We start from the raw sequence: 20851 nt of genomic DNA on the forward strand, positions 1-20851 counted from the left end.
CAAGAGAAGAGAAATATGTACGGATTTTTATTGGGACTTACGGGATCTTGGCATTGTGCGGTTATGTGCGGACCGTTACAATCTTTTTTCTTTAATTCCTCTCAAAAAAACTACTGGGCATTCATAACTTATCAAATTGGTCGAATTTTCATTTACGCATTATTAGGATATTTAGTAGCCTATTTAGGTGTTTTAGGACTTTTTGCAAAGTTTTGGTATGTATATTTTGTATTGGTAGCCATATTTATTGCTCTACTTTTATTGGGTATAATTAAAGATCAAAGTTTTACTTTTTTGCATAAATTTTTCGGGAAACCTTTGCAGGAATTCGGTAAAAAGTTGGGCAATTTTCGATTTTTACTATTCGGAATGTCTAATGGATTTTTGCCATGTGGTTTGGTAATGGGTGGATTAGGAATTTCATTAATTCAAAATTCACCAAAACTTGGAGCCTGGAACATGGTGATTTTTGGTATTTCGACCCTCCCAGCACTCATTTTAACGCATTTGGGATTCCAGAAATCACTTTTAAGTTCTCAAAGTAAAGTTGGTAAAATCCTTCAATGGATTTCATGGTTCGTGGTTTTTGGTCTTCTTTTTCAAGGATTTTGGGGAATTTTGGCACAAGTTTCAGAAGCAGTAAAAAATCATCCCCTTACTCCTATTATTTGCCATTAAGGTTTGGTGATTTTTATTTCGGTTTCTTCCAAATACTCCTTCCCATCTTGCTTCCATGAAATGTAAATTTTCCATTTCCCCACATTAAGTTTTTGGGTTTCAATAGTAATTATTTCAGATGGAACAGCATAAGTAAAATGTTGGTCTAATTTTGCATCTCCCGGGAAAAAAAAGTCAACTTTTAAATCTGTTTTATTACCTGAAACTTTTAGCGCAAATGAATTTTCTTTCGCATCAAACATATATTCAACCTTATCAGAAAGTTTCTGGGTTTCCGACATTCTGTTTAATTTCTCTTGAAATTTTTGGCCGTCTTCGTAATAATGGTCGCCCACTAAATCTATTTGTTGCCTACTCATATTGACATAAAAATAGGCCATAAATCCTGCAAAGGCTATAAACGTAAGGACAATCCCATGCCCCCAATTGAATGAAAATTTACTCATGGTGCTATAAAACTTGATTTTAGACGTTCAGATTGTCCATTTTTATTTTTAATCTCAATATACACCTTTTTCCCTCTTTGCCAGTTGCCTTCTTTAATTTTTAGGAAGAAATTCCCCTTAATTAATTTACCTTTTTCCACTTGATTAACCGGATTTCCAATCCAAACCAATTCAAATGGTTTATCAGGTACTATTTCAAATTGTTCATCTTGAAAGGATTTGTTCAAAATTTCAATTTGATACATGTTGCTAATTTCATGGGTTTTCTCATTACTTTGAAAGGTCATTCCTGGTGTTCGCAAAATCGTGCCTTCCCAAGGTTTGCGGGTAATTAATAAATATGAAATAAATCCCAATAATAAGACTAAAACTAAACTATATGCCCCAATTCTTTTGTTGAATTTTAACTTCTCACCTTTTAAAACACCGTTTAAGGAGTCATAACGAATCAATCCTTTAGGTTTATGAATTTTATCCATCACCTCATCACAAGCATCTATACATGCTGTACATCCAATACATTCAAGTTGGTTGGATCCGTTTCGGATATCAATCCCTGTTGGACAAACACGAACGCACCAATGGCAATCGATGCAATCTCCTGTTTTGGGCGCTTCTGAATTCTTTTGAATTTTGCCTCTTGGTTCCCCTCGAACTGTATCATATTGCACATTGATCGAATTGTTGTCGAGTAATACTCCTTGTAAACGACCATATGGACAAACAACCATACATACCATTTCTCTGAATCGAGCAAATACAAAATAAAATACTCCAGTGAATATCAGAATCAAACCTAATCCTTTTAAATGCTGGATTGGTGGTTCCGTTACCATTTTTAACCACTCTGGATTACCCATAATATACATTAAAAAGGTATTTGCAATTGCGAAGGATATTATAAAAAAGATAAGGTGTTTACTGCTCTTTTTGACAATCTTTTCAGTAGTCCATGGACTTTCTGCCAATCGCCTTTGTGCTTTATCATCTCCTTCAATTAAATATTCGATTTTACGGAATAGCATTTCCATGAATATGGTTTGTGGGCAAGCCCAGCCACACCAAATTCGACCGAATAATACAGTAAAGAGACTAATGAAAATTAAAAATGATACTAATCCTAAGGCAACTAAATGAAAATCTTGAGGGAAAAAGGGTACACCAAAAAAGATAAATTGTCGCTCTATTACATTAAACATAAACAATGGATGTCCTTGATATTGCAACCAAGGCAATCCAAAAAGCAAAATCAATAATACCCATGAAAATACGGTACGCGCTTTGTATAGTTTTCCAATTATACGACCAGGGTAAATCCAAAGTCGTTTTCCATCCTTAGACTGATTATACAAATGATTTCTAAAATCCTCGTTCTCTAAATTAAATTGGGCAGACATAAAAAGAAAAGGTCCGTTGCCGGACCTCATTTTGTTTAATTATTTTTCACGGCGTGTACTTATTCCAAAGGGCATATAAAGTGGGCAAACTCTGATTAATCCTGTTAATGCAAACACAATTGCTATAATATATGCTACTAATTGGAACTCATTCGGAATGATTTCTGAATAAGCCAAAATTGCCAACACTGCGGCAAGCGCAAATCTAAAAATTCTGTCAAATTTACCTACATTAGCTTTCATAAAATTTATTTTAGTTTTTTATTAACAATTAACAATTAACAATTAACAATTAACAATTAACAATTATTTTACCTCCTCTCCTTGAGGCTCTTTCGCTCCTGGAGGATTCGTTCCTTTCAAACTTAAAATATAAGAAGCAACTTTTTGTACTTGAATTGGATTCAAGGTCTTATTCCAGGCAATCATACCTTTTTCAGGTACCCCTTGGGTAATCGTATGGAATACATTTTTGATTCCACCACCATGTATCCAATAGTTGTCAGTTAAATTTGGACCAACGCCACCTTGACCTTTATCTCCATGACATGCTACACAATTTGTTGCATACACCTTCGCTCCTTCTTCTAATTCTGCTTTTCCAGTTAGAGCTTTCGCATTATCCTCATTTACAGAATTAGCAAATTTCTTCATATACTCTTCTTTTGCTTTTTCTGCAATGGTAACTTCCGTTGTATATTCTTCGTCTTGCGATAAGCTGCTGTTTGGACTCAAATGATAATAGAATAAGTAAATTCCAGCAAAAATAATAGTGATGTAGAACAGGTACATGAACCACGGTGGAGTGGGATTATCTAATTCTACAATTCCATCATATTTATGCTCCATAGCAATTTCACCCTCTTTTTCAATTGGTTTTAATCCTTTGAATTTATCCCACCAAGATAAGTTTTCCTCCTCATCAACTTGGTTAGGGTCTTGGGTTAATTTTTTTAATACAGTAGAAAGTTGCAAGGTTACAACTAATACTATGATGCTGGTTATAATTAAAAGGCTAACCAACCATATTTCTGTTAATGAAAGATTCATAATTAGTTTGATTTAAGATTTTGAATCAGTTTGAGCATCTCCCATCGGAAGCTCTTCCATTTTATTTAAATAGCTTTTGTCCATTTTTAGGAGGTAAATACCCACTAATATAAAGAATACCAAAAACAATAACAGTGAGAATATCATGTATACATCTGCACCCGGAATGTTAGAAATGAATTGCTTAAACATATTATTGGTCTTTTTTGATATCTGTTCCTATTCTTTGTAAATAAGCGATTAAGGCAATAATCTCCTTGTCGTCCGACACTTTGATTTTCTCCTCTGCCAATTTGGTTTGAATATCTTTAGCCTGAGCCTTCAAATCATTTACGGCATTTTTGATTTGATAAGCATCATAAGGGACTCCTAAAGTCTTCATAGCAGAAAGCTTATCCTGTGTCTTGTCGGTATTTAATGTTTGATCAAATAACCATGGGTAAGATGGCATGATAGAACCTGGAGACATTGAGGTTGGATCCATCATGTGGTGATAATGCCATGAATGTGGGTATTTGCCCCCTTCTCTTTGTAAATCTGGCCCTGTTCTCTTTGAACCCCACAAGAATGGATGATCATATACATATTCCCCTGATTTACTAAATTCACCATATCTCTCCGTTTCACTACGGAATGGTCTTACCAATTGTGAGTGACAAGAAACGCATCCCTCACGAATATAAATATCTCTACCCTCTAACTCTAATGAAGTGTATGGTTGAACACTACTGATAGTAGGTACATTTGACTTAACCATAAAAGTTGGAATTAATTCAACTAAAGAACCAATTAAGATGGCAATTAAGGAGAATACTAACAATTGGAATGGTTTTCTTTCCAACCAACTATGCCAGTGTAATCCTTTAAATTCAGATTCATCAGTTACTTTTAACAAAGGAGCAGCTTCCACTTCTTCATCAGCAATTAAACTGCCTTGTGCCATGGTTTTAAACAAGTTGTAAGCCATAATAATTGCACCAACTAAATACAAAGTCCCTCCTAAAGCACGCATTTGATGCATTGGAATTAATTGCAAGGTAGTATCTAAGAAATTTCCATATTGTAAAGTACCTTCTGCAGTGAATTGCTTCCACATCATACCTTGAGTAAATCCAGAGATATACATTGGAATGGCATAAAAAGCAATACCTATGGTTCCGATCCAAAAGTGGGTTTTAACCAATTTCTCCGAGAATAAGGTCGTATTGAAAATTCTTGGAACTAACCAATAAAGAATTGCAAAGGTCATGAATCCGTTCCATCCTAAAGCCCCAACGTGAACGTGTGCTACAACCCAATCTGTAAAGTGTGCAATGGCATTGATGTTTTTTAATGACAACATAGGTCCTTCAAAAGTTGCCAAACCATAAGCCGTAATGGCAACAACCATGAATTTCAAAATATTGTTTTCGCGAACTTTATCCCATGCACCTCTCAAGGTTAACAATCCGTTGATCATACCTCCCCAAGATGGAGCAATCAACATAATGGAGAATACAACACCCAATGATTGTGCCCAATCTGGTAAAGTAGAATATAATAAGTGGTGAGGCCCAGCCCAAATGTAGATAAATATTAATGCCCAAAAGTGAAGAATGGATAATCTGTACGAATAAACCGGACGATTGGCCATTTTAGGCAAGAAATAATACATCATACCCAAATAAGGGGTCGTTAAGAAAAATGCTACTGCATTATGTCCGTACCACCACTGCACTAAGGCATCCTGAACTCCAGAATACACATAATAACTTTTTAAGAAACCAATCGGTAATTGAACTGAGTTAACTAAGTGTAATACAGCAACTGTAATGAAAGTAGCGATGTAAAACCAAATAGCCACATATAAGTGTCTTTCTCTACGTTTTACAATGGTTCCAAACATATTGATACCAAATGCAACCCAAACCAAGGTGATTAAAATATCAATTGGCCATTCTAATTCAGCATATTCATGAGAAGTTGTAATACCTAATGGAAGTGTTACTGCTGCCAATACAATGACAGTTTGCCAACCCCAGAAATGGAACTTAGATAAAAAATCACTAAACATACGCGCTTTCAACAAACGCTGCATAGAATAATAAGCCCCAGCAAAAATAGCATTACCCACGAATGCAAAAATTACCGCATTGGTGTGGAGTGGTCTAATTCTACCAAATGAGCCATATTGCGTCACGTTTGCTGCTGGTTCAAATAATTGCGTTGCAACGATTACACCAACTAACATGCCAACAATCCCCCAAATAATGGTGGCTACTGCAAAGTTTCTGACAATTTTGTTGTCATAACTAAACTTTTCTAATTGTACAGATTGTTCTTTCATATGTAAAGATTTATTTTTTTTCAGAATCAGATTTGATTTCATCCATTAATATACGCATTCCAGGAGTTACTAGGTCGTTTTGTTGTCCTGATTTGACAGACCAAATGAAGGCCCCTAAGAATCCAAGGGCTAAGACAAAACTTACACTTATTAATACGTAGATGATATCCATTTCAAACAAAGTTCAACTTTTTAAGGTACTTTTTTTATGACATTTATCAGTTATTAGGTCGCAGGCTGCTGACATCAATAAGGTTTTGCATCTTCCTACCTTTAAAATTCATTCCTAAGGTAGCAATTAGCAACATACTCAATGAATTTACTGGCATTAAAATGGCTGCAACTATAGGAGAAAGTGTTCCTTGAACCGCAAAACTCAAACCAAATAGATTATAAATTACAGATAATGCAAAACTGTATTTGATTACCTTCATTCCAAATTGGGCAAAAGTTAAATATTTAGCTAGATATTTAACATTCTTTCCATTTAGAATAGCATCACTAGCAGGTGTAAATTGTAAATGATTTTCTGAAACGGCAATGCCTACTGATGCCTCTCGTAAGGCTCCAGCATCATTGAGCCCATCTCCTACCATTAATACTTTTTTGCCCGACTTTTGTAAACTCTGAATGAACTCCATTTTTTCCATGGGACTCATCTCAAAATGAATATGGGATTCACCAGGAAACCAATCTGATAGAGGACCTGCTGCTTGTTTTTTATCTCCTGAAAGTAAATAAAGTTCATAATTCATGCGTAAATTATGTAAAAGAGCTTCAATGCCTTCCCTGTTTTCCCAAGGAAAATCCATAAACCCAATAAATTCATCTCCAATTTTAATATAAATTCTTGATTCAGAATGGAAATAATCTTCGGGTTCTTCCTTAGGTACTCCCAACCATTTAGGAGAACCAATTTGATAAAGAGTTGAATTCCATTTTCCTTGTAATCCCTTAGCAGTTAATTCTTTAAAATTAGAAATAAATACACGTTCTGAGTATCCTAATTGTTCTATGTATTTTTTAAGTTGTCGAGATAAAGGGTGAGTTGATTGTAGCGATAAGGAATATAATACGTTCCATTCTTCAGGTAATAAACCTCTAGTAAAATGTATTTTTGGCGATTGTTCCTTGTGTAGGGTTAAAGTGCCCGTTTTATCAAATACAATGGTATCAATATTTGCAAATCTTTCGAGTGATTGCGTATTTTTAAAATATAAATTAAACTTGGATAACCAGCGCATTCCATGTCCCAAAGCAAAAGGGTAAGATATTGCCAAGGCACATGGGCAGGCAATAATTAACACACTTACTACAGCATTAGACCATATTTTGGGATTAACGATTCCCCAATATACCCCTACCGAAATAGCCAGGGTAAATAATAAAATGGTAAAATACATGCCTGTTTTATTGGCAAAATTTTCCCAATTTTCAGTTTTATATAAGGGGTTTTTAAAAGAGTTTTGTTCCCATAATTGGGTTAATTGACTATGCTGAAGGTCCTTGATTACTTCAATTTCAATCATTTCACCCGTGTGTCGCCCGCCAGCAAATAAGGAATTTCCTTCCTTTATTTCAATAAAATCACTTTCTCCTGTGACAAAACTGTAATCTAATTTTCCACTCCCTTTACGCAAAATAGAATCAGCAGGAATAATTTCTTGATTTCTAATTAAAAGTCGGTCTCCAACTTTAAGTTCAGCTAAAGGAATTTGGATTTCACTTTTATTGATCCATTTGCTGACACTCATTGGAAAATAAGAAGTATAATTTCTATTGAACGAAAGAAAGTCAAATGACTTTTGTTGGAACCATTTACCTACTAACAAGAAAAATATCAACCCCGTTACTGAATCCATATATCCAGCCCCATGATGACTTATAATTTCATAGGCAGAGCGACTATATCCTACTACAATTCCCAATAATACGGGTGCTTCAATGGTAAGTTTTTTAAGTTTCAAATGTGACCACACATTTGAAAAATAATCGCTAGCAGCATAAAATACAGAAATACTACCTAAAAATAAATTTAAATACCCAAACCAAACAGCCAACTTGGGGTCATCTAAACCAAGGTATTCGGGAAAGGAAAACAACATAATGTTGCCCGTACAAAATCCTGCAATTCCTAATTTTAGCAAAAGCTTTTTGTCTACAAACACATTATTTCTTTTCGAAGTAGCTTCATCCTCAGATTGAATTAAGGGTTCATAGCCTATTTTGCTAAGCAAATTTGCCAATTGACCAATACTCAAATCTTTTTCCTTAAACCAAACAGTTAATTCCTTTTTGCCAAAGTTTAATTGACTCTTAATTACATTTTCGTTGAGCTTATGCAGATTTTCTAATAAATACAAACATGACCTGCAATGGATGGAAGGTAAATAAAAAGTTAGTTTGGAAAATTCATTATTAGCAAATGTAATTAAGCGATTTCGAAATTGCGGACTATCTAAAAATTCAAATTGATGTGTACTTGGTGAAATACCTGGATTTACATCACAAGTATAATAATCCATTAAATCTTTGTCGTGCAGTAATTCATAAACCTTCTGACAACCTGAACAACAAAAATCCTTTTGATCAAAAATGATGGGTTCCTCTTGACAAACCTCGCCGCAATGGAAACATTGGGCCTTTTCTAAGGTGATTTTGGATTGATGATTCATAGAGGAGCAAATAATACATCAAATTTCTATGAATATACAGGATGTAAAACTGATAAAAAACATTTATTGTGATGAAATTAATCAGTTACTACTTTATTTATAGGATGTACCTTCGTGTCGATATCAATTTAATTGATGAAAAACTTATTTAAAGATACAGAAGACAAGTTATTGGCCAGTGGGATAGAAATATCTTATCTGCCAGATGAGTATTTGTTTCGGTTTGGTCAGAAGGCAGATTTCGTTTTTTATGTTTTGAAAGGTAAAATTTGTTTGGAAACACCAGATAATAAGGGGTATATTTTAGAAGATCAACCAATGTTTTTAGGAATTGAAGAATTGGTGAATCAAAAAAAACACACATTTTCTACTCACACGATTGATTCTTCAAAGTTTTTAGTCTATGAAAAGAATTATTTCCTTTCATTGATTCAAGAATTTGATTTAGAAAATGATTTTATAAAAGCAAAACAAAATGAATTGAATGATTTTTTCCAAACTTCTACGCCTAACCATTAAAGATTTTACATAGAGTGGTAAGTTAAAAGGGTGCAAAAAGCCAAAAGATTATTTCTTTTGGCTTTTTTATTTTAGCGGACTATCTTTTTCCTTTTTCAAGGTATTGTAAACCATCTTATCGATAAAACCACTAAACAACTTGTTTAAAAATACTGTCAATTTTCCCTGAAAAGTCAATACCAAGGTTTTCTTTTTGCTTTCAAATGCCTTGTAAATTTCCTTTGCTACTTCCTCTGAACTCATCATCTTTGATTCTTCTCGCATGGTCTCTCCTGTTATTTTGCCTTCGGAATTAAGAGATGCATTTCGAATATTAGAAGCAGTAAATCCAGGACAAGCGATTAACACATGAACACCTGTTCCAATAAGTTCTGTTCTAAGGGCTTCCATGAAGCCATTCATTGCAAATTTGGAGGCCGAATAGCCTGAACGTACGGGTAGTCCTCGGTAACCTGCTATAGAAGAAATCCCAATAATTCCCCCCTTTCGTTCTTTGATATAAGGCAATGCCGCATGAGTTGAATAAACTGTTCCCCAGAAGTTGATATCCATTACTTGCTTCATTACGTCCATTTGAACACTTTCAAACATCGAACGCATGGAAATACCTGCATTATTAATCAATATATCAATTCCTCCAAATTCTGAAACAACTTGTTGAATCATTTGTTTAGTTTCTTCCTCATTAGCAGAATCACATTTAATGCCCTTTGCTTGTATGTTATTTTGAATCAATTCATTTTCAACGGATTTTAGGTTTTCAGCATTTCTACCTGTTATTACAACAGTATATCCATGATTTCCGTATTCAAAGGCCAATGATTTTCCAATTCCTGAGGAACCACCAGTAATAATTACAACTTTAGAGGAGTCCATATTAGCGTAATTTTAATTTTACAATATTTTCTACGTGATGTGTCTGAGGGAACATATCCACCGGGTGCACCACCTCAACATGATAGGCTGCATCTAATATAGCCAAATCTCTGGCTTGAGTGGCAGGATTACAACTCACATAGACAATTGTTTTTGGTAAAACCTTTAAAATTTGTAGAGTTACATCCTCATCCATCCCAGCCCTAGGTGGATCCGTAATAATTACATCTGGTTTGCCATGAACAGAAATAAATTCATCTGTTAATAACTTTTTCATATCTCCAGCAAAAAAAGTGGCATTTTCAACCTGATTGATTTGGGCATTTACTTTAGCATCTTCTACCGCCATTTCAACATATTCCAAACCAACTACTTTTTTTGCTTGATTGGATAAAAATAAGCCGATAGTTCCTGTTCCAGAATACAAATCATAAACTACTTCATCCCCTTTTAAATCAGCATATTTGCGAACCAATTGATACAAATGAAGTGCTTGTTTGGAGTTTGTTTGGAAAAATGATTTCGGACCTATTTGAAACGATAAATTTTCCATTTTCTCCACAATAAATGGTTTTCCATGGTAATTTATCACCTCTAAATCATGAAACGTATCATTTCCTTTCTGATTTACCACATAATTCAGGGAAGTAATTGATGGAAACGATTTTTTGATGAATTCCATCATTTTTCCAATTTCTTCCTCAGTAGCAAAAGCAAATTGAACAACTACCATCCATTCGCCTATACTGGAATTTCGAATGATTAAATTTCGAAGTGCCCCCTCCTTTTGATTTTTTAATTCATAAAAGGAAATACTCTCTTTTTCAGCAAAGTTGCGAACTGCATTTCTTAGAGTATTTGATGGTTCAGGCTGCAAGTGACAATTGTTCACTTCAAGGATTTTATCAAAACGACCAGGAACGTGAAATCCTAATGCATTTAAAGAACCTAAGTCCTCTTTGCCAATTTCATCTTCAGTCAACCAACGCGCTTGGGAAAAAGTGAATTCTAATTTGTTTCTATAAAAATAGTGTTCTGAAGAGCCACTTATTGTTTCAAACGCAGGAAGCTGAACTTTCGCGATACGTTCTAAATTATCTTTTACTTGTTGATTTTTAAATCCTAATTGAGCCTCATAACTCACATGTTGCCATTTGCAACCTCCACACACTCCATAATGCTCACAAACCACTGGAACATGATCTTTAGATAAAGCTTGAATATTAATAGCCTGAGCTTGCTTAAACTTCTTTTTATTTCGGATTATTTTTAAATCACAAACGTCGCCTGGCGCTACTTGTCCTTGAACAAATATGATTTCGTCATTTACTTTTGCAATACATTTGGCCTCTGCTGCATAGGCCAATATGGTAATACCTTCTATGATTTGCTGTGTTTTATCTTTCCTTCTACTCATTTTGCAAAGGTAGGAAAAAGTGAGCGAGTGAGAAAGTAAGCAAGTGAATAGTCTTGATTTACATCGGTTCCTCAAATGGATCGAAATCTGCACTTGGTGCAGCATTAGAATTATTTAATTTAGAACCTTTGAAAATTGATTCCTCCTTGGCATTGTCAAAATCTCCACTGGTATCTCCCAAATTGCCTAAATTTCCCAAGTTGCCTTCAAATTGGTCTGCATCCAAATCACAATATTTTGTGTATTTGCCAATGAACTTCAACCAAACATTTTCTAAAGAACCTGAACGGTTTTTAGCCATAATGATTTCTCCCATGCCCATTACAGAGTTACCGCTGTCATCTTGGGTGATTCCATAATAGTCTGGACGATAGATAAACATTACTTGGTCAGCATCTTGCTCAATGGCTCCCGATTCACGAAGGTCAGATAATTGAGGTTTTTTGTTTCCTCCGCGAGTTTCCGTAGAACGATTTAACTGGGAAAGTGCAATAACTGGTATATCCAATTCCTTTGCCAATTGTTTTAAAGCTCTTGAAATCTGTGAAATTTCTTGTTCACGATTACCACTTGGCCCTTTTCCAGATGAATCACCTGTCATTAATTGCAAGTAGTCGATAACAACCAATTCGATGTTTTTCTGCGCTTTTAGTCTTCTACATTTTGCACGTAATTCTAAAATGGAAAGTGCTGGGGTATCATCTATATAAATGGGTGCATCATACAATTTTTTGATTTTTGTATGCAATTGCTGCCATTCGTGTGGTTCTAATTTCCCTTTTCTGATTTTCTCCGATTCAATCTCTGCTTCGGCAGAAATGATACGATTTACCAATTGAACCCCACTCATCTCAAGCGAGAACAAGGCCACAGGTTTATCAAATTCTACCGCTGCATTTCTACAGGCCGAAACAACAAAGGCCGTTTTTCCCATACCCGGGCGTGCTGCAATGATGATTAATTCTTGTCGTTGGAATCCAGATGTTAATCTATCCAATGCGGTAAAGCCTGAAGGAATACCTGTTAAGCCACTTTTTTGTAATTGTTTTTTTTCCAATTCATCTACTGCCTTTTTCAAAATATCCGACATGCTTTCGTAGTTCTTACGGATATTTGATTCGGCAATAGTGAATAATTCCTGCTCCATTTTATCCAAAATTTGAAACACGTCAGAGGTGTCTTCATAGGATAACTTTTGGATTTCGGATGAGATGGAAATTAATTGTCTTTTTAGGTATTGTTCAATGATAATCCTTGCGTGAAATTCAACGTTTGAAGATGAACTTACACGTGAAGTCAATTGGGCCAAATAACTTGCGCCTCCAGTTGCTTCTAAATTCCCATTGGTTTTAAGGTAATTATGAACAGTTAATAAATCAACTGGCTGAGAGGCTTGAAAAAGACCTTGTATGGCTTGGAAAATCTTTTGATGTGCTTCTTTGTAAAAGGAATCAGGTTTCAATAATTCAATAACGTTGGTCAACGGTTCTTTTTCCAACATTAAGGCTCCCAAAAGGGCTTCTTCCAAATCAACAGCCTGAGGAGGCAGTTTTCCTAAGCCCAAATCGCCCAAACGAACGGGACCATTTGACCTTGAAATACCTGATGAATTACCTCTCCTAACTTGATTTGATGAACTATTTATTTCCATACAACAATTTTACAAAAATTTTATGGAAAATTATCATCTTTCTTATAGGATTAAACTCAAGGATTTGATTATTTTTATGTTATTGTTTTAACCCAAATAAAATAGCTCTTGTTGGAAAAAATTATTCAATTGTCTGAGGTATCCCTAATCGATTTTTTAGGCGCTGCCAATAGTAATTTTCAATTGTTAGTGGCGGCTTTTCCACAAACCAAATTAATTGCACGTGGTGAACAACTTACGGTAAGAGGTTCCGACGACCAAATTGCCTTGGTGGAGGCCATTGTTAACCAATGTGTTCAACACCTTGAAAAACATCACACCCTTTTACCAGTTCATGTTAAAACGTACATAGATGCAGTTTTAAATCCTACAGGTGAAGAGGTTGTTACTCCTTGGGTCGATGATAAGGATGTTTTATTGTTCGGAAATAAAGGTTTAGTCATTAAGGTAAAAACGCCCAATCAACGAAAATTGGTGGAGGCAGCGGCTAAAAATGACATCGTTTTTGCTATTGGACCCGCGGGTACAGGTAAGACTTATACAGCAGTTGCTTTGGCTGTAAAGGCCTTAAAAAATAAAGAGGTAAAGAAAATTATTATTACGCGTCCTGCTGTGGAGGCTGGTGAAAATTTAGGTTTTTTGCCAGGCGATTTAAAAGAAAAAATTGACCCGTATTTGCGACCAATTTATGATGCCTTGGATGATATGATTCCGGCTGAAAAATTGAAATTTTACATTGAAAATAGAACGATTGAGATTGCGCCATTAGCCTATATGCGTGGTCGAACTTTAAATAAAGCATTTATTCTTTTAGATGAGGCTCAAAATACGACCTCCATGCAGATGAAAATGTTCTTAACCCGTATGGGTATTCAATCTAAAATTATCATTACAGGTGATAAATCTCAGGTGGACCTACCTAAAAATCAAGTTTCTGGATTAGGTGAATCACTTCATATATTGAAAGGAATTAATGGGATTTCTTTTGTGGAATTAGATGGAAGTGATGTGGTTCGACATAAGTTGGTGAGGGCAATTATTGAGGCATATGAGAAGAAAGTGAGCTAGGGAGTCAGTGAGCCAGTGATCCAGTGAGCAAGTAATTTTTGAGAAATGCAATATCAAATAATAGAGGCAAAAAGTTTAGAGGAAATACAACAGGTATTCCAAATTCGAATTGAAGTATTTGTGGATGAGCAAAAGTGTTTACCCTCAGAGGAATTTGATGAATTGGATGCTGAGGCGAGACATTTTTTGTTATTTGTCGAAGGAGCACCAGCTGCAACGGGTCGATTTAGAAAAACCGATAAAGGAATAAAAATTGAGCGGATAGCAACTTTGTCAAAATACAGAGGTAAAAAATTGGCTACCTATATCATTCAACATATAATAAAGGTAGCCAAAGAACAATTTCCAGAAATAAATAATTTTTATTTACATTCTCAACAAACGGTAATGCCATTATATGCTTCTTTAGGATTTAAACCTTATGGTAATACCTTTATGGAAGCTGACATCGTTCACCAAGCAATGGAATGTGTTTTTTAGAATGGTAAATCATCGTCCCCTTCAGCTGCTGCTGCCATTGGAGGGAATTTCGCAGCTCCTGTAGAGGCATTAAATTCAACATTCGAAGGTACGCTTGAAGGTGCAGTTGTCTCTGCTCCCATTCTTTCGATTCTGTAGGCTCTTAATTCAGTGTACCAACGCTCGTTGTATTCTCTTGATTCTGGAGAAAATTGAATTTTTAAAGTTTCGCCATCAGCAATTTGACTTAAATCTTGGGTTCTGTCTCCCCAAGCTGCTAAACAAACTTTTTTAGGATATTGCTCCTGTGTTTCAATAACAAACTCTTGTTTAATCCAATTTGTACCGTTTTTTCCCGTTCCGGTTACCTCACCTAATTTCTTAATTAATTTTCCGCTAATCTCAGCCATGATTTTTGTCTTGATTTAATTTTTTCGATTGGCAAGTAAGTAAATTATTGGTAATTTTGAAAATCTTTGGCGATGTGGTGGAATTGGTAGACACGCTACTTTGAGGTGGTAGTGCCGCAAGGTATGGGAGTTCGAATCTCCCCATCGTCACTTTTAATTTTTTTTTAACGGTAAATCATATTGAAAATGAAGCCTTACAGCGTGTTACTTTACTATAACTATACTCCAATTCCAAATCCCGAAGAGTATAGAGAAAAACATCACCTATTTTGTTTAAAAAATAATTTACTTGGCAGAATTATTGTTGCTTCTGAGGGATTAAACGGAACAGTCTCTGGTTTAAAAGAAGATTGTGATTTGTATATGAAATGGTTGGAAAACGATCCCATTTTTTTCGGTTCTGATTTCGATTTTAAAATTGAAGAGCACGATAAACATACATTTGCAAAATTACATGTACGCGTTAAAAATGAAATTGTTCACTCCGATTTACCTGTAAATCCGCGGGTTCGAACAGGCAAGCATTTAAAACCTGCAGAATTTAAAGAAATGCTTAAAAATGACCCAGAAGTGGTGTTGGTCGATATGCGTTCCAATTACGAACATGAATTGGGCAAATTTAAAGGTGCTTACACCTTTGATATGGAGAATCTACGCGATTTACCAAACCATGTTAATGAAATAGATCATTTAAAAGACAAAAAAGTTATCACTTATTGTACAGGTGGAATTAAATGCGAAAAAGCGTCTGCCTATCTTTTAGATCAAGGATTTACGAATGTATACCAATTGCATGGTGGAATCATTAAATATGGATTAGAAGAAGGCGGAGAGGATTTTGATGGCTCATGTTATGTCTTTGATAATCGAGTAGCTACAGCCGTAAATTCAGTTAATCCAGAAGTGATTTCAAAATGTCATGTTTGTTCCGAAATCTCTGACCACATGGTCAATTGTGCGAATCCAGAATGTAATGAACATTTACCAATTTGCCCATCTTGTTTAAAAGAAATGGAAGGTGCTTGTTCTAAGGAATGCAAAGAACATCCAAGAAAGCGCCCATATAATGAAAAAGGATATTTTTCTAAAAATTCAGACGGATATTCCCCAGAATTGGGTTATAAATCATTTTCAAGAAATGAGATCAAGGTATAAGGTATGAAGGAAAGTTTAGCAAAAAATATTGATGAGTTTATATTGTCTCAGACACCTGAATTGGTTGAGAAATTAAGTGAATTACGCTTTGTAATTAAGGAGGTTTGTCCAGAAGCAGAGGAATCAATTAGTTATATGATGCCAGCTTTTAAATATAAAGGTAAACCTCTTTGTTATTTTGGAGTTTTCAAAACTCATATTGGTTTTTTTCCTACACCAGGCCCTATTGCCTTTTATGAAAATGATTTGAAAGGTTATAAATGTTCAAAAGGAACTGTTCAAATTCCTTTTAAAATTGAATTACCAATCGAATTAATTAAGAAATTAGTTGCCCATCGGATGAAAACAATTTCAATTAACTCATAACTCATAACTCATAACTCATAATTCATAACTCATAATTTATTACAAGTTCAATTAATCGCTCTATTTGGAAGTCCGGTTTTTTAGAAAATTCTTTTGTAACTCGATTCGCCAAGATCGCATTGAAAGATAAGACTTTATGTCCCAATAGCTTTCCAAAAGCATAATAAGCTGCAGTTTCCATTTCCAAATTGGAGGGTTTTAATTGACCCAATCTACAATTTCTGATTTGTTCCAAGTAATTTTTTTTATTGTTCTTAAGTCGAATTTCTCTGCCTTGAGGTGCATAAAATCCAGGTGTTGAAACGGTAAGTCCCTCAATGAAATTCAAGTTTTTGTATTTTTTTACTAATTCATCACTAGATTTTGAAAGATAAAATGAGGTGTTTTTTGGAAAATTTTGTTTAAAAACTTCGACCTCATCTGAATTAAAATCCTTTAAATTTTCATCAAAATCATAGAAATCAGACAAATTATCTATACCAATTGCAGCTTTTGATACAAGGAAAGAGTCTACTGGAATATCTTCTTGGATGGAGCCTGAAGTTCCAATTCTAATCAATTGTAATTTTCTTTTATGTGATTTAATTTCTCGAGTTTTAAAATTAATATTAGCCAATGCGTCTAATTCTGTCATTACAATTTCTACATTGTCAGGCCCAATTCCTGAAGAAATAACTCCAATTCTTTCACCATTTTTTTCTCCAAAATGACTTACAAATTCTCTTTTATGAATCTTATCCGTTATTTTGTCAAAATATTGAGAAACCATCGGTACTCTTTCTGGGTCTCCAACCATAAAAATTCGATTAGGTAATTGATCCGGATGAATGGCCAAGTGGTAAGCTGTTCCATTAGAATTGATGATAAGATCGGTACTCGATATAATATGATTTGAATTCATTTAAATATGTTGGAACTTAAAATTAAATTAATTGAGAGGATTACAAAAGAAATCGGGGATAAAATCCTTGAAACTGAGAAATCTTATCAATTAGCGAAAGAGTCTAGAGATAGTGATACTAAAAGTAGTGCTGGAGATAAATATGAAACAGGTCGAGAAATGATGCAGAAAGAAATGGATAAAAATCTGGCACTCATACATCAATATAAACAACAATTAATTGAATTGAATAAAGGCAGCTCAAAATTTATTCGAACATCTCAAGGTGATTTTATCGTTTGTATTGGTTTAGGTAAATTAGTTATTGAAGGCAAAAATTACTTTGCTATTTCTTGGGATTCCCCAGTTGGCCAACAATTAAAGGGTAAAAATTCGGGCGATTCGTATGTTATTAATGGAAAAGAATTTAAAATTGAATCAATTTTTTAAATCCAATTCCATGATATAATCATTCATGAAATATCCATTTCCAATTTCTAAATCTATCTCAGATGCAACTTTAAAGCCTTTTTTTAAATAAAATTCGTAGGCAGAGTTATGGCGATTGACATTTAATTCGATTGTTAGTAAACCTTGTGAAATAGCCAATTTCTTAACGGTTTCTAAAAGTAAAGTCCCCGCTCCTTTTTCTTTTGTGAATGGATTTGTATATAACTTATGTAATTTCCCTTTTTGTTGATTTATTTTTTCAAATGCTGCAAAGCCCATAGCCTGATTGTTTTCATTTTCTAAAATGAAAAAATGTATTCCCTTTTCAAATTGTTTATTCAGTGAATCATTTGAATACATCATTTCAAGCATAAAAGCACATTGTTCTTCACCAATTATGTGTAAATATGTTGGTCGCCAGGCGGCTTCTGCAATTATCTGAATATTGATAATATCGTTTTTGTCTGCTTTTCTTACCTTCATTTCTTAAATTTCTGACTGCAAATTCGTATTTTTGTTTTTAAAATCAAAAGATATGAGCACCACAAAACCTCTCATTTTAATTGCCAACGACGATTCCATTTATTCTAAAGGAATTTGCGTTTTAACCGAAATTATGGCGGAAATGGGCGAAGTTGTAGTTGTTGCTCCAGACACTGTTCAATCTGGAATGGGACATGCAATTACTTTAGGTTCACCACTTAGGGTTACAGAAACACAAGATTTTGGTCCAAATATTAAATCCTATAAATGTTCGGGTACTCCTGCCGACTGTGTAAAGTTTGGAAAACACTATTTGTTAAAAGGTAGAAAAATTGATCTGGTTGTGAGTGGAATTAATCATGGATCAAATGCCTCTATTGCAGTTTTATATTCAGGTACTATGTCGGCAGCCATTGAAGCAGCAATGGAGGGAATTCCTGCCATCGGGTTTTCTTTATGTGATTACGCCCACGATGCAGATTTTTCGCATTGCCACGATTTTGTCATTAAAATTGCTCAACAAGTGCTTATTCATGGTCTTCCTAAGGGATTAACTTTAAATGTTAATTTCCCTGCGAAATCTGCTGAGATTCCCAAAGGAATCAAGGTTGGAAAACAGGCTAATGCGGTATTTAGAGAATCCTTTGCTGAAAGAAAAGATCCTTATGGACAACCTTATTATTGGATGGATGGTGAGTTGGAAAATTACGATTTAAACAATAATACCGATTTAGATGCCTTAGAAGAAAATTATGTTTCTATTGTGCCGGTTAAATATGATTTGACGGATTATGAGGAGCTAGAATTAATGAAAAAGGAATGGGAGCTTTAAATAATTATGAATTATGAATTATGAATTATGAATTATGAATAAAAAGCAGTGGATCATTTCATTGGCATTTGGATTAAGCCTTGCAATTATGTCGGCAAAATTCTATGCTTATTTTTTAAGTGGATCCACTACCCTGTTGACGGATGCATTAGAATCAATTGTAAATGTGGTTGCTAGTGGTTTTGCATTTTATTCTATCTATTTGGCCTCTCTACCTAAAGATTTAAATCACCCCTATGGTCATGGTAAAATAGAATTTTTTGCCTCAGGGTTAGAGGGTGTGTTGATTTTCCTTGCAGCTTGTTATATATTTTTACATGCCAGTCAACATCTTTATTCACATCCACCTATTGAATCTTTAGATATAGGAATCTTAATTTCCTTGGTTTCGGCCGTATTGAATGGACTTCTTGGAGCCTTTATGATACATATCGGTAAAATAGAACGTTCATTAACTTTAGAAGCGGATGGTAAACATATTCGATTAGATGCCTTGAATGGATTATTTATCGTTTTTGCCCTTGCCATTACCTATTTTACAGATTGGCTTTGGGTCGATTCGGTAGCATCCATTTTTTTCTCCATTTTGATGGTTATTCAAAGTATATCTTTGGTTCGACAAGCCGTGGCTGGACTAATGGATGAAATGAATCCGTCTGTGTTTAAAAACATGATAGATTGGATCACCAAGCACCAGAAATCTGAGTGGATTGATTTACATAATTTACGTATTCAACAATATGGTGGCGATTTACATATTGATTGTCATTTGACCCTTCCACGATATTGGGATTTGAATCGTGTCCATGAAGAAATTCATGAGTTTGAAGAAACCATTAATTCAGCATTGACATCTCACATAGAAATATTTGTTCATGCAGATCCATGTCTGGATGAATGTTGTTCACATTGTACAATATCAGATTGTCCCATAAGAAAAAGTGAATTGATTAGGCCAATTCAATGGAATCAAGTGAATTTGGCATTAAATCAAAAACATTTTAATGAGCAATTACAAGGGTTTTAAGGTACTTAATCCCCCGTCTAGGTGTAAAATTTGACCTGTCATCCAAGAGTTTTTGGGAGAAAGTAAAAAATAGGCTAAATCGGCAATTTCTTCGGGTTCACCTATTTTGTTCAAGGGATGCCTTTTAGCAGCAACTTCAATTTTCTCAGGTGAGTTTACTAAAGCTCCTGCAAGTTCTGTTTTAGTTAAAGAAGGTGCTATTGCGTTTACTTTGATGTTTAAAGAGGCGAATTCAGCTGCTAATGATTTTGTTAGTCCTTCAATTGCACCTTTAGAACTTGCAATGGAAGCATGAAAACTCATTCCAGTTTGAACGGCAACTGTTGAAAATAAAACAATAGATGAAGAACCAGCTGCTTTAAGCTGTGGTAGCAAGGTTTGAATGACTTCAACAGCCCCTAAAAAATTGATTCTAAGGTCTTTTTCGAAGTTTTCAATCGTAAATCGATTGAATGGCTTTAAGTTAATAGTACCGGGAGCATATACCAATCCAGCTATCGGTTCATTAACAGACTGGAAAATTTCTGATGCAGATGATTCTGCATCCCAAATAAAATTTTCAATTCCTTGTAATTCTGAGGCTGTTCTGGAAAAATTAATTACTCGATGATTTTCTTGGATTAATTTTAAAGCAATTTCTTTACCAATTCCCTTACTAGCACCAACAATTACATAAGTTGCCATAC

Annotated in this window: 24 protein-coding genes and 1 tRNA gene; 10 read left to right on the forward strand and 15 right to left on the reverse strand. The window is 34.6% G+C overall.

The genetic code is table 11. From position 1 onward, the window contains the following. Nucleotides 1-15 precede the first annotated feature (15 nt). Nucleotides 16-678, forward strand: coding sequence for a sulfite exporter TauE/SafE family protein (locus tag EOJ36_RS00850; RefSeq protein ID WP_127802125.1), 663 nt, complete (start codon nucleotides 16-18; stop codon nucleotides 676-678). Here EOJ36_RS00850 and EOJ36_RS00855 read toward each other — a convergent pair. The 8 genes from EOJ36_RS00855 to EOJ36_RS00890 all read right to left on the reverse strand — a co-directional run bounded on the left by EOJ36_RS00855 (nucleotide 675) and on the right by EOJ36_RS00890 (nucleotide 8572). Then, nucleotides 675-1124, reverse strand: a complete 450-nt coding sequence (locus EOJ36_RS00855) for a FixH family protein (RefSeq protein WP_127802126.1) — start codon at nucleotides 1122-1124, stop codon at nucleotides 675-677. The genes EOJ36_RS00850 and EOJ36_RS00855 overlap by 4 nt on opposite strands. Continuing rightward, a complete protein-coding gene (gene ccoG, locus EOJ36_RS00860; protein ID WP_127802127.1) occupies nucleotides 1121-2521 on the reverse strand; it encodes a cytochrome c oxidase accessory protein CcoG in 1401 nt (466 codons plus the stop codon). Before ccoG ends, EOJ36_RS00855 begins: the two co-directional genes overlap by 4 nt. 39 nt (nucleotides 2522-2560) lie before the next feature. Continuing rightward, complete coding sequence (locus EOJ36_RS00865; RefSeq protein ID WP_127802128.1) at nucleotides 2561-2764, reverse strand: YgaP family membrane protein; 204 nt, start codon at nucleotides 2762-2764, stop codon at nucleotides 2561-2563. A 63-nt stretch (nucleotides 2765-2827) separates the two neighbouring features. Then, nucleotides 2828-3571, reverse strand: a complete 744-nt coding sequence (locus EOJ36_RS00870) for a cbb3-type cytochrome c oxidase N-terminal domain-containing protein (RefSeq protein ID WP_127802129.1) — start codon at nucleotides 3569-3571, stop codon at nucleotides 2828-2830. A gap of 12 nt (nucleotides 3572-3583) precedes the next feature. Beyond that, the gene (locus EOJ36_RS00875; protein WP_127802130.1) at nucleotides 3584-3763 is read right to left on the reverse strand and encodes a hypothetical protein; all 180 of its coding nucleotides are present in this window, start codon (nucleotides 3761-3763) and stop codon (nucleotides 3584-3586) included. A gap of 1 nt (nucleotide 3764) precedes the next feature. Further along, nucleotides 3765-5897, reverse strand: a complete 2133-nt coding sequence (gene ccoN, locus EOJ36_RS00880) for a cytochrome-c oxidase, cbb3-type subunit I (protein WP_238944369.1) — start codon at nucleotides 5895-5897, stop codon at nucleotides 3765-3767. 10 nt (nucleotides 5898-5907) lie between these two features. Continuing rightward, nucleotides 5908-6069 (reverse strand): cbb3-type cytochrome oxidase assembly protein CcoS, encoded by a 162-nt coding sequence (ccoS, locus tag EOJ36_RS00885; RefSeq protein ID WP_127802132.1) that lies wholly within the window; start codon nucleotides 6067-6069, stop codon nucleotides 5908-5910. A gap of 46 nt (nucleotides 6070-6115) precedes the next feature. Next, nucleotides 6116-8572, reverse strand: a complete 2457-nt coding sequence (locus EOJ36_RS00890) for a heavy metal translocating P-type ATPase (protein ID WP_127802133.1) — start codon at nucleotides 8570-8572, stop codon at nucleotides 6116-6118. A 135-nt stretch (nucleotides 8573-8707) separates the two neighbouring features. Between EOJ36_RS00890 and EOJ36_RS00895 the strand changes: the two genes are divergently transcribed. Next, on the forward strand, nucleotides 8708-9091 hold the full coding sequence (locus tag EOJ36_RS00895) for a cyclic nucleotide-binding domain-containing protein (protein WP_127802134.1): 384 nt from the start codon (nucleotides 8708-8710) through the stop codon (nucleotides 9089-9091). 66 nt (nucleotides 9092-9157) lie between these two features. Here EOJ36_RS00895 and EOJ36_RS00900 read toward each other — a convergent pair whose 3' ends face one another. The 3 genes from EOJ36_RS00900 to dnaB are packed head-to-tail and all read right to left on the reverse strand — an operon-like array spanning nucleotide 9158 to nucleotide 13035. Next, complete coding sequence (locus EOJ36_RS00900; protein WP_127802135.1) at nucleotides 9158-9967, reverse strand: SDR family oxidoreductase; 810 nt, start codon at nucleotides 9965-9967, stop codon at nucleotides 9158-9160. Nucleotide 9968: 1 nt separating this feature from the next. Then, nucleotides 9969-11384 (reverse strand): 23S rRNA (uracil(1939)-C(5))-methyltransferase RlmD, encoded by a 1416-nt coding sequence (gene rlmD, locus EOJ36_RS00905; protein ID WP_127802136.1) that lies wholly within the window; start codon nucleotides 11382-11384, stop codon nucleotides 9969-9971. A 58-nt stretch (nucleotides 11385-11442) separates the two neighbouring features. After that, nucleotides 11443-13035 carry a replicative DNA helicase gene (gene dnaB, locus EOJ36_RS00910; RefSeq protein ID WP_127802137.1) on the reverse strand — a complete coding sequence of 531 codons (1593 nt, stop codon included), beginning with the start codon at nucleotides 13033-13035 and terminating at the stop codon, nucleotides 11443-11445. Between the two features lie 108 nt (nucleotides 13036-13143). Here dnaB and EOJ36_RS00915 point away from each other — a divergent pair, with 108 nt between their 5' ends. Both EOJ36_RS00915 and EOJ36_RS00920 read left to right on the forward strand, forming a co-directional pair. After that, nucleotides 13144-14103 carry a PhoH family protein gene (locus EOJ36_RS00915; RefSeq protein WP_127802138.1) on the forward strand — a complete coding sequence of 320 codons (960 nt, stop codon included), beginning with the start codon at nucleotides 13144-13146 and terminating at the stop codon, nucleotides 14101-14103. 45 nt (nucleotides 14104-14148) lie between these two features. Next, entirely contained in the window at nucleotides 14149-14583 is a 435-nt protein-coding gene (locus tag EOJ36_RS00920) for a GNAT family N-acetyltransferase (protein WP_127802139.1), read from the forward strand. Here EOJ36_RS00920 and EOJ36_RS00925 read toward each other — a convergent pair. After that, nucleotides 14580-14972: a DUF3127 domain-containing protein gene (locus tag EOJ36_RS00925; protein ID WP_394342703.1), complete on the reverse strand. Its 393-nt coding sequence runs from the start codon at nucleotides 14970-14972 to the stop codon at nucleotides 14580-14582. The two genes, EOJ36_RS00920 and EOJ36_RS00925, sit on opposite strands and share 4 nt — an antisense overlap. Nucleotides 14973-15040: 68 nt before the next feature. Here EOJ36_RS00925 and EOJ36_RS00930 point away from each other — a divergent pair. From EOJ36_RS00930 to EOJ36_RS00940, 3 genes are all read left to right on the forward strand, one after another. Beyond that, nucleotides 15041-15122, forward strand: a tRNA-Leu gene (locus EOJ36_RS00930). Between the two features lie 36 nt (nucleotides 15123-15158). After that, nucleotides 15159-16127 carry an oxygen-dependent tRNA uridine(34) hydroxylase TrhO gene (trhO, locus tag EOJ36_RS00935; RefSeq protein WP_127802141.1) on the forward strand — a complete coding sequence of 323 codons (969 nt, stop codon included), beginning with the start codon at nucleotides 15159-15161 and terminating at the stop codon, nucleotides 16125-16127. 3 nt (nucleotides 16128-16130) lie between these two features. Further along, on the forward strand, nucleotides 16131-16493 hold the full coding sequence (locus EOJ36_RS00940) for an iron chaperone (RefSeq protein ID WP_127802142.1): 363 nt from the start codon (nucleotides 16131-16133) through the stop codon (nucleotides 16491-16493). A 22-nt stretch (nucleotides 16494-16515) separates the two neighbouring features. Here EOJ36_RS00940 and EOJ36_RS00945 read toward each other — a convergent pair whose 3' ends face one another. Further along, nucleotides 16516-17394 (reverse strand): nucleoside phosphorylase, encoded by an 879-nt coding sequence (locus EOJ36_RS00945; protein WP_238944370.1) that lies wholly within the window; start codon nucleotides 17392-17394, stop codon nucleotides 16516-16518. 6 nt (nucleotides 17395-17400) lie between these two features. Between EOJ36_RS00945 and EOJ36_RS00950 the strand changes: the two genes are divergently transcribed. Further along, entirely contained in the window at nucleotides 17401-17823 is a 423-nt protein-coding gene (locus tag EOJ36_RS00950) for a hypothetical protein (protein ID WP_127802143.1), read from the forward strand. On the opposite strand, the gene EOJ36_RS00955 is transcribed toward EOJ36_RS00950, so the two are convergent. Next, entirely contained in the window at nucleotides 17812-18306 is a 495-nt protein-coding gene (locus EOJ36_RS00955; protein WP_127802144.1) for a GNAT family N-acetyltransferase, read from the reverse strand. The two genes, EOJ36_RS00950 and EOJ36_RS00955, sit on opposite strands and share 12 nt — an antisense overlap. Nucleotides 18307-18358: 52 nt before the next feature. On the opposite strand from EOJ36_RS00955, the gene surE reads away from it, so the two are divergent. Further along, nucleotides 18359-19138, forward strand: coding sequence for a 5'/3'-nucleotidase SurE (gene surE / locus EOJ36_RS00960; protein WP_127802145.1), 780 nt, complete (start codon nucleotides 18359-18361; stop codon nucleotides 19136-19138). A 34-nt stretch (nucleotides 19139-19172) separates the two neighbouring features. Further along, complete coding sequence (locus EOJ36_RS00965) at nucleotides 19173-20165, forward strand: cation diffusion facilitator family transporter (protein ID WP_238944371.1); 993 nt, start codon at nucleotides 19173-19175, stop codon at nucleotides 20163-20165. On the opposite strand, the gene EOJ36_RS00970 is transcribed toward EOJ36_RS00965, so the two are convergent. After that, nucleotides 20151-20849, reverse strand: a complete 699-nt coding sequence (locus EOJ36_RS00970; protein ID WP_127802147.1) for an SDR family NAD(P)-dependent oxidoreductase — start codon at nucleotides 20847-20849, stop codon at nucleotides 20151-20153. The genes EOJ36_RS00965 and EOJ36_RS00970 overlap by 15 nt on opposite strands. Nucleotides 20850-20851: the final 2 nt, after the last annotated feature.

This window comes from Sandaracinomonas limnophila, assembly GCF_004005965.1.
Taxonomy (GTDB): domain Bacteria; phylum Bacteroidota; class Bacteroidia; order Cytophagales; family Spirosomataceae; genus Sandaracinomonas; species Sandaracinomonas limnophila.